The 8767-nt window shown below is 67.8% G+C and carries 12 protein-coding genes; 1 reads left to right on the top strand and 11 read right to left on the bottom strand.

Annotated elements, in window-relative coordinates; translation table 11 throughout:
- From H165_RS0102885 to H165_RS0102860, 6 genes are all read right to left on the bottom strand, one after another.
- A partial coding sequence (locus H165_RS0102885) for an IS5/IS1182 family transposase (RefSeq protein WP_017937404.1) occupies positions 1 to 201 on the bottom strand: 201 nt, incomplete at its 3' end.
- Between the two features lie 103 nt (positions 202 to 304).
- Positions 305 to 436 (bottom strand): hypothetical protein, encoded by a 132-nt coding sequence (locus H165_RS20075; protein ID WP_017937403.1) that lies wholly within the window; start codon positions 434 to 436, stop codon positions 305 to 307.
- A gap of 63 nt (positions 437 to 499) precedes the next feature.
- Positions 500 to 742, bottom strand: a complete 243-nt coding sequence (locus tag H165_RS20210) for a trypsin-like peptidase domain-containing protein (protein WP_420493614.1) — start codon at positions 740 to 742, stop codon at positions 500 to 502.
- A complete protein-coding gene (locus H165_RS0102870; protein WP_017937401.1) occupies positions 669 to 947 on the bottom strand; it encodes a hypothetical protein in 279 nt (92 codons plus the stop codon). The genes H165_RS20210 and H165_RS0102870 overlap by 74 nt, the downstream gene beginning before the upstream one ends.
- A gap of 29 nt (positions 948 to 976) precedes the next feature.
- Complete coding sequence (locus H165_RS0102865) at positions 977 to 1276, bottom strand: hypothetical protein (protein WP_017937400.1); 300 nt, start codon at positions 1274 to 1276, stop codon at positions 977 to 979.
- A gap of 40 nt (positions 1277 to 1316) precedes the next feature.
- Positions 1317 to 1679, bottom strand: coding sequence for a hypothetical protein (locus H165_RS0102860; protein WP_155943573.1), 363 nt, complete (start codon positions 1677 to 1679; stop codon positions 1317 to 1319).
- Between the two features lie 116 nt (positions 1680 to 1795).
- Between H165_RS0102860 and H165_RS0102855 the strand changes: the two genes are divergently transcribed.
- Complete coding sequence (locus H165_RS0102855; RefSeq protein ID WP_017937398.1) at positions 1796 to 3688, top strand: PhoX family protein; 1893 nt, start codon at positions 1796 to 1798, stop codon at positions 3686 to 3688.
- A gap of 47 nt (positions 3689 to 3735) precedes the next feature.
- On the opposite strand, the gene H165_RS0102850 is transcribed toward H165_RS0102855, so the two are convergent.
- The 5 genes from H165_RS0102850 to ercA form a co-directional block, all read right to left on the bottom strand.
- Complete coding sequence (locus tag H165_RS0102850) at positions 3736 to 4149, bottom strand: PA0061/PA0062 family lipoprotein (protein ID WP_017937397.1); 414 nt, start codon at positions 4147 to 4149, stop codon at positions 3736 to 3738.
- A gap of 48 nt (positions 4150 to 4197) precedes the next feature.
- Complete coding sequence (locus tag H165_RS0102845; RefSeq protein WP_017937396.1) at positions 4198 to 5274, bottom strand: 3-deoxy-7-phosphoheptulonate synthase; 1077 nt, start codon at positions 5272 to 5274, stop codon at positions 4198 to 4200.
- A 496-nt stretch (positions 5275 to 5770) separates the two neighbouring features.
- Positions 5771 to 5911, bottom strand: coding sequence for a hypothetical protein (locus tag H165_RS19555; protein WP_017937394.1), 141 nt, complete (start codon positions 5909 to 5911; stop codon positions 5771 to 5773).
- A 6-nt stretch (positions 5912 to 5917) separates the two neighbouring features.
- Positions 5918 to 7612, bottom strand: a complete 1695-nt coding sequence (locus H165_RS0102830; protein ID WP_017937393.1) for a hybrid sensor histidine kinase/response regulator — start codon at positions 7610 to 7612, stop codon at positions 5918 to 5920.
- On the bottom strand, positions 7596 to 8759 hold the full coding sequence (gene ercA / locus H165_RS0102825; protein ID WP_017937392.1) for an alcohol dehydrogenase-like regulatory protein ErcA: 1164 nt from the start codon (positions 8757 to 8759) through the stop codon (positions 7596 to 7598). Before ercA ends, H165_RS0102830 begins: the two co-directional genes overlap by 17 nt.
- Positions 8760 to 8767 lie beyond the last annotated feature (8 nt).

The raw sequence follows: 8767 nt of genomic DNA, 5'->3' as shown, positions 1-8767 counted from the left end.
GTTCTGCAGCAGATGCACACGCAGCATCGCCATCAGCGGATAGGCGGGACGACCGCCTTCACCCTTCGGGTAGTGCGGCTCGATCAGGGCGATCAGGCCCTGCCACGGCACCACCTGTTCCATTTCGATCAGGAACAGTTCCTTGCGGGTCTGCTTGCGCTTGCCGGCGTACTCGGCGTCGGCGAAGGTCATCTGCTTCATCGGAAAGCTCTGCGGGTGAAGTCGGCGGATTTTGCCAAATCAGGAAGTCTTTTTCAGAGTTTCCTTAATGGTCACGATATGGCAAAAACCGCCTCGCTGTAGCTCACAATACCCACGGCTTCCCCCTGGCGTTGAATACTGGGCCGCCGGTGATGCGTGCATCCGTGTCCATCATGAGGGCCGGCGCGAGCAGGCCCATGACCACACCATACTGGCTGATAATGCCGGCGCTCATGGAGTTGGCGAACCAATAGCCGCTATGTCCTGCCCCTGGCGGGGCAGGGGCGGTGCTTGCCGGCTATCCTGCCTCGCCCTCGATCTCCAACAGAGCCACGTCGAAATGCTCCTGGCTGCGTACCATGCGGGCACTGTGCCACTCGCCCCCGGCCAGCCTCACAAGCACGCTTTCGGTGTCTGCCAGGACATGCGCAGCCGTCAGGGCATGGCGGCTGTGGCCGTGGCCGCCCTCATCGGACGGGGCATGACCGACACCATGACCACAGTACCAGATCGTCGCTGGCTGCCGTGACCGCAGTGGCAAGCTCGGCCTGATCCTGCTGCATCCTTCCAGCTCTCCATATGTAGGCCCGCAGGGCGGCCACCTGGGCGCTTTCGTTCGCCTTGACGGTGGCAAAGCCGCCGCCGGTCAGACCAACACCGGCCGCAATGTAGGCCACCAGGGCCGCACGTCGCCAGGCCTTAACGCTGCTCATGCTGTGCACCCCAGCAATCAGGCTGCGCTGCATCAGGCGCTCGCCTGTGTCGTCACCGGTTTTCAGGACTTGCGCGACTGCTCGATCGTTCGCTTTCGCAATTTCACTATCCAGCCCAAGTAGAGGAAGCAGAGGATGCTCGCGACAAGCATCAGCACAGCTAGCCCTCCAATAGCTGGTGCCCGGACGACGACGGAGAATCCCCCTACCCCCATCGGCCGATAAGACTGCGCTACACGGATGCCGCCGGTCATCAACGCATAGATGGCGGCCGAACTGAACACCGTGCCGAGGAAGACGGTGATCGACGAAAGCCAGGCAGTGAATCCGTCTACCGAGGCAGGCTTGCGCTGAAATTTCATGCCTTAATTCTTCTCAATCCGTCCAGTTCTTCTCGGGGCTCTATTCGCCTATCGCTCCCCACCAGCACGACCTCAACGACGCTCCGACGACCGCCTCGCCATCCGCTCGGTGATCCCGGAACTCCGCCATCAGCCCGCAGGAGGCCAGCCGCTCGCTGCCCTCCGCCAGAGGACAGTCGCCGCCGGTGCTGAAATACAACAGACCCTCGGCCGGCGAGTAGTCCGCCGGCCCCAGCAACTGCTCCAGCGCGTCCCGGGACATGCCTAGGCGAACCTGCCTCACCTGCTCCGGCAGCAGTCGTTCCGGCCCGTGCATGGCACAACCTTCCGCGCCCATGCGGGGATGGCAGCCGGCAGTGCCCGATACGAGCAGTACGAACAGCATTGGGTGAATGTTCTTCATGACGTGGCCAGTCCGATCGAGTCTGGATGCAGGCGACATTAGCCTAGTTACTGTCATCGAATCATCATCCCCGAGCCATAACCTCCATGTCCTTCCAGAAGCAAAGGACGACCGTTATGCACGATGAGCAGATGACCGATCTCGAACGCCTGGTACTGTCCCGCCGCCGCTTCATCGGCGCCGGTGCCCTGGCCGGGGCTGCGCTGTTCCTGGGTGGTGGAACACTCGGGCGCAACGCCCTGGCCGAGCCGCTGGCCGCGGCCCGTAGCCGGCCGCTGCTGGGCTTCGCCAACGTGCCGGCCTCCAGCGCCGACACCGTGACCCTGCCGCCGGGCTACCGCTTCCGCCCGTTGATCAGCTGGGGCCAGCCGCTGCATGCCGACGGGGCGCCCTACCGCGGCGACGGCAGCCATAGCGCCGCCGAGCAACTGGGCCAGTTCGGCGACAACAACGACGGCATGGGCTTCTTCCCCTGGCCGGACGACCCGGATCGCGCGCTGCTGGCGATCAACAACGAGTACGTCAACTACCGCTACCTACTCGCCCACGGGCACCTGCCGCAGTCGCTGGAGGACGTGCGCAAGGCCCAGGCCGCGGTGGGGGTGACGGTGATCGAGGTGCAGCGGAAAGGCGGCGAATGGCGCTTCGTCCAGGGCTCGCCGTACAACCGGCGCATCCACGCCAACCTGCCGATCTCGATCAGCGGCCCGGCGCGCGGGCACGAGCTGCTGAGAACCGCCGCCGATCCGCAGGGCATCGAGGTGCTCGGCACCTTCCAGAACTGCGCCAGCGGTCGCACGCCTTGGGGCACCTACCTGACCTGCGAGGAGAACTTCTCCGACTGCTTCGGCAGCAGCGATGCAGGCCTCGCACTCACTCCGGACCAGCAGCGCTACGGCGTCGAACATGCCAGCGTCGGCAACGACTGGCACCGCTTCGACGAGCGCTTCGACATCGCCAGGCACCCCAACGAACTGCACCGTCACGGCTGGATCACCGAGATCGATCCCTTCGACCCGAACTCCAGGCCGGTCAAGCGCACCGCCCTGGGCCGCTTCAAGCACGAGAACGCGGCCCTCACCATCAGCCGCGACGGCCGGGTGGTGGTGTACATGGGCGACGACGAGCGCGGCGAGTTCATCTACAAGTTCGTCACCCGCGACCGCCTGAACACCCGGGATCCCCGGGCCAACCGCGACATCCTCGACCACGGCAGCCTCTATGTGGCGCGCTTCGACGCGGGCGACGGCGATCCGCAGCAGCCCCGCGGGCGCGGCCGCTGGATCGAACTGAGCGCCGGCAAGAACGGCCTGACCGCCGAACGGGGCTTCGCCAGCCAGGGCGATGTGGTGATCCGCACCCGCCAAGCCGCCAGCCTGGTCGGCGCCACGCGCATGGACCGCCCGGAATGGATCGCGGTGAACCCACATGACGGGCAGGTCTACTGCACCCTGACCAACAACCACAAGCGCGGCAGCGACGACCTGCCGGTGGACGGCCCTAACCCGCGGGCCAACAACATCTACGGGCAGATCCTGCGCTGGCGCGAGGATGGCGACGATGCCGCGGCCGGCGAATTCGCCTGGGACCTGTACCTGATCGCCGGCAACCCGGTGGTGCACCCCGGCACGCCGAACGCCGGTTCCCCGCAGATCAACGCCGACAACATGTTCAACAGCCCGGACGGCCTGGGCTTCGACGCCGACGGCCGGCTCTGGGTGCTCACCGACGGCAAGTACAGTGACAGCGGCGACTTCGCCGGCATGGGCAACAACCAGATGCTCTGCGCCGACCCGCGCAGTGGCGAGATCCGCCGCTTCATGGTCGGCCCGGTGGGCTGCGAGGTCACCGGCCTGGCTTTCGCGCCGGACTACCGGACCCTGTTCGTCGGCATCCAGCACCCCGGCGAGGAAGGCGGCTCCAGCTTCCCCGACCACCAGCCGGGCATGCGCCCGCGCTCCACGGTGATCGCCATCACCCGGGAGGACGGCGGGGTGATCGGCGCCTAGCCGTGAACGCCCCGCCGCGGCGCTGCTACGGCCCCGGCTCGGCGGGCTCAGAACGGCCCGCAGTTGGTCACCTCCCCTTCCACCAGTGGCCGGCGCCGGCTGTCGTACAGCCAGGCCCGCACCCCGAGGCCCAGGGAGTCGGCTTCCAGGCGGTAGCGCTCGCCGGCGGCGAAGTCGGCGTAGCGCACCCGGAGGTAGCAGGTGATGCGGCTGAAGTCGCGGTCGAGGCCCATGCCACCGCCAGTCTCGAACTGGAAGCGCAGCTCCAGCTCGTGGGCCCCGGGGCTGACCTGGAAGTAGCGGCCGTCCGGCCAGAACCGGCGGTCCAGACGGTCGGCCATCAGCAGGTTGGTGGCCGGGGTGTACAGCTCCACCCAGGCCTGCCGGGGATCGGGCTGCGGCAGGGGCGCGGCGCAGGCGCCGAGCAGCAGGGCGAAGGGGACGACGAGCAGGTGGCGCATGCAGACCTCCGAACGATGCCGCCATCCTACGCCCTGCCGCAATGCCGGTCAGCGGCCGCGCAGGGCATCCGCCGCGCGACGCAGGGCCTGCTCGGTGCCGCTCCAGCCCAGGCAGCCATCGGTCACCGACACCCCGTAGCGCAACTCGCCGGATAGCGGCTGGCAGCCATCGAACAGATGGCTTTCCAGCATCACCCCGCGCAGGGCCTGCTCGCCGGCCAGGCGCTGGGCGATCACGCTATCCAGCACCGCGGGTTGGCGCAGCGGGTCCTTGCCGCTGTTGGCGTGGCTGCAGTCCACCATGATCCGCGCCGCGATGCCCTGCTGCTCCAGCACGGCGCGCGCTGCGGCGACCTGCTCGGGCTGGTAGTTGGGACCGCCATGCCCGCCGCGCAACACTAGGTGGGTATCCGGGTTGCCGCGGGTTTCCAACATGGCCGGATGGCCGAGGTCGTCGATGCCGAAGTGACGATGGGGCCGGGCCGCCGCGCGCATGGCGTCGCAGGCGATGGTCAGGCTACCGTCGGTGCCGTTCTTGAAGCCCACCGGCAGATCCAGGCCGCTGACCAGCTCGCGGTGGATCTGCGATTCGCTGGTGCGCGCGCCGATCGCCGCCCAGCCGAGCAGGTCGTCGAAGTAGCCGGCGGCCAGGGGCTGCAGCAGTTCGCTGGCCAGCGGCAGGCCGAGGGCGAGGATGTCCAGCATCAGGCGCCGCGACAGAGCCAGGCCTTCGGCCATGTCGCCGCTGCCATCCAGGTGCGGGTCGTAGAGCAGTCCCTTCCAGCCCACGGTGGTGCGCGGCTTCTCCACGTAGGCACGCATCACCAGCAGCAGTTGGTCGCTGACCTCGGGGGCCAGAGCGGCGAGACAGCTGGCGTAGTCGAGAGCGGATTCGGGATCGTGCAGGGAACAGGGTCCGACCACCACCAGCAGGCGCGGATCGCGGCCGTTGAGCACGGCGCGGATGGCGGCGCGGTCGGCCTGGACCTGGGCGGCAAGTTCAGCGGCCAGCGGCAGGCGCTGACGCAGCACGGCGGGACTGGGCAGGGGCTGGGCGCTGCGCCGGGCGGGCGCGGCGGCGGGTTGGGCAATGGTGGTGAGCTGGGCGGAAACGGAAGCGTTCATGATCGAGTTGTCCTCGGCCGGCGCGATGAGGACGCGCCGGCGCTAGCGAAGTGTTCGGGTCGGTGACGTGGGTACAGCGACTCGGCGGCTAAATCGCCAGTGGCAACGGGGATAGGCGTAATAGGTGCGGTAGGCGTACATGCTGCGATCCTCGATTCGTGGGGCCTTTGCGGGCCGGAAAAACAAAACCCCCGGTCGGGTTGCCGACCGGGGGTTTGGAGAAACTGTCTGGTTGGCGACCCTGCTTGTTCTAGGGCGCCTGTGGGGTATCAGGCGCGCCTGTGGCTAAACCAATACCCATAAAAGAAATAGCCGGCGGCAGCCGGGCGCACGCAGGCCAGCACGGCGCGGGAAACGACGCGGCAGGCGAGGAGCGGAAGGCTGTGGAGGAACGACATGGCTATCTCCGTTGACGATGGAGTCGACCTTACTGCATCGGCCACATGGAGTTCAACCATTGGATCGATAGCCGGGCGAACGCCTTTCGACCGGTCTGTCAGTCCGGCCGGCAGCCCTCGCAGAGATCGCGTGGCAGCCGCGCATCGAGCAGCGCGTGGTGCGGTACCTGCTCGGCCGGCAGCACGCCGAGCGGGTCGTCCAGGCGGGTGAGCTCGGTGTCGATGGACAGCCGACGCATCGCGACTCAGACCCCGTTGAGCAGCTGGCTGAGCACCGCGCGCAGCTTGCCGGGCTTGACAGGTTTGTTGAGCAGCGGCACGCCGATGCTCTGCAGGGCTCGACGGCACTCGTCACTGCGGTCGGCAGTGATCATCACCGCGGGGACCTGGCCGAAGTGCTTGCGCAGCTCCTTGAGGGCGGTGCAGCCGGTCTCGCCGTGATCCAGGTGGTAGTCGACCAGGATCACCTCCGGCACCCGGCCGTCGAGCTCGCGCACCGCGGTGGCCGCATCCACCGCGGTGACCACCTCGCAGCCCCACTGGCCCAGCAGCGCCGCCATGCTGTGCAGGATGCTCTCCTCGTTGTCGATCACCAGCAGGCGGCGGCCCGGCAGCGGGTCGCCGGTGACCGGTCTCAGCACCGCTTCAGCACGCGGGCCGGGCAGCACCGTCTGGGCCAGCGGCACCTCGATGCTGAACACCGAGCCGCGGCCCAGCTGCGAGCGCACCTGCACCGGGCAATCGAGGATGCCGGCGATTCGGTCGACGATCGCCAGGCCCAGGCCGACGCCCTTGCGCTCGGCGGCGCGGCCGCTGTCCAAGCGGCTGAATTCGAGGAAGATCGCCTGCAACTGGTCGGCGGGAATGCCCATGCCGGTGTCCCAGACCTCCAGGCGCAGCCGCGTACCGCGCCGCCGGGCGGCGAGCAGCACGCCGCCACGCTCGGTGTAGCGGCAGGCGTTGCTGAGGAAGTTGCGCAGGATGCGAGTCAGCAGGCGCATGTCCGTACGCACCGCGAGCTGCTTGGGGATGCGCACCCGCAGCTGCAGGCCGGCGGACTGCGCCACGCTCTGGAACTCCGAGGCCAGCGGCACCAGCAGCTCATCGACGCAGACCGTGTCGATGTCCGCCTTGATCGCGCTCTGGTCCAGCTTGGAGATTTCCAGTAGGTCGGTGAGCAGTTCCTCGGCACCTTCCAGGGCCAGGTGGGTGCGCTCCACCAGGGTCCGCTCGGCTTCCGGCAACGGCCGCTCGCGCAGGGTGGAAACCAGCAGGCGCGCGGCGTTGAGCGGCTGCAGCAGATCGTGGCTGGCGGCCGCCAGGTACTTGTCCTTGCTCAGGTTGGCCGCCTCGGCGGCGTCGCGCGCCTCGCGCAGCTGCTGGTTGAGCGCCTCCAGCTCGCGGGTGCGTTCGGCGACCCGCTGCTCCAACTCGTCGTTGAGGGTCTGCAGGCGCTGCTGCGCCTGGATGCGCTCGGTGATGTCGGCGACGAAGCCTTCCACCAGGCCGTCCTCGTCCGGCTTGAGCAGCAGGTTCATGAGCACGTCGATGTGGCTGCCGTCCTTACGGCGCAGACGGGTCTCGTAGCCGAACAGGCCGCCATGTTCGCGCAACTGGTCGCGAATCACCCGCAGCTCGGCCTCGCCGCCGACGAACAGATGGTTGGCCAGATCGGTGAGGGTCCAGAGCACCTCGTGGGGGTCGCTGTAGCCGAGCATCCGCGCCAGCGCCGGGTTGGCGGCGCGCAGGCCCTCGTAGAGGCTGGCCTGGAAGATGCCGTGCACGGCGTGCTCGAACAGCCACTTGTAGCGGTTGCGCTCGGTCTCCAGCTCCTCGAGGCGCGCCAGCAGCTCCGGATAATGGCTCTTGCGCGCCGAATGGGTGCCGAGCCCGAGCAGCCCAGCCAGTGCCTCGTGGCGCTGGTCAGAGGGCTTCGCCATAGACCACCTCGACATCGCGCTGACTGGACGGCCGCGGGTTGGTGAGGATGCAGGGGTCCTCCATGGCATGCCGCGACAGGAAGGGGATGTCCGAGGTGCCCACGCCGTGGCGGCCGAGGGTCTCCTGGAAGCCCACGGCATGCTTGAGGGCGATCAGGTGCTCGACCAGCCGCTGGCGGATCTGCTTGTGGCCGAGGCCGCGGCAGTCGATGCCGAAGGTCTCGGCGATCACCTTGAAGCGCTCCGGCGCGGCGCTGTAGTTGAAGGCCACCACGTGCTCGACCAGCACCGCGTTGCACAGCCCGTGGGGCAGGTCGAGGAAGCCGCCCAGACTGTGGCTCATGGCGTGCACCGCGCCAAGGATGGCGTTGGAGAAGGCCAGCCCGGCCTGCATGCTGCCGAGCATGATCTTCTCGCGCAGGGCGATGTCGTGAGGATTGGCGATCATCTCCACCAGGTTGCCGTTGATCAGCCGCATGGCTTCCAGCGCATGGGGGTCGGTGAGCGGCCCGTGGCCGGTGGAGACAAAGGCCTCGATGGCGTGCACCAGAGCATCGATGCCGGTGCAGGCGGAGAGAAAGGGGTCCATGGTCAGGGTGGTTTCCGGGTCGATCAGCGACACGTCGGGCACTACCGCCTTGCTGACGATGGAGAATTTCATCCGCTCCACCTGGTCGGAGATGATCACGAACTGCGAGACGTCCGCCGAGGTGCCGGCGGTGGTGGGGATCAGGATCAGCGGCGGGCTGGGCACGCGGATGGTGTCCACGCCCTCGAACTCGAGGATGTTGCGGCCGTGGGCGACCACGATGCCGATGCCCTTGGCGCAGTCCATGGGGCTGCCGCCGCCAACCGCGACTATCACATTGCAGCCCTCGCTGCGGTACACCTCGGCGCCGGCCATCACCTCCTCGACCCGCGGGTTGGGCGATACCTGGGTGTACAGGCTGTAGGCGATGTCCTGCGCACGCAGGCTGGCCTCGATATCAGCAACCCAGCCGGCGGCGACCACGCCGGGGTCGGAGACCACCAGCACCTTGCGGGCGCCGAAGGTCTTCACGTAGTTGGCAACGTTGTGGCGGCAGCCGGCGCCAAAGATGATCTCCGGCGATACGAATTTACGCAGCTGACTAAGGTCGTGGCTCATGCAGGGAT

The sequence above is a fragment of the Pseudomonas thermotolerans DSM 14292 genome (genome assembly GCF_000364625.1).
In the GTDB taxonomy this organism is placed as follows: domain Bacteria; phylum Pseudomonadota; class Gammaproteobacteria; order Pseudomonadales; family Pseudomonadaceae; genus Aquipseudomonas; species Aquipseudomonas thermotolerans.
This window is presented reverse-complemented; position numbering and strand designations above follow the sequence as displayed.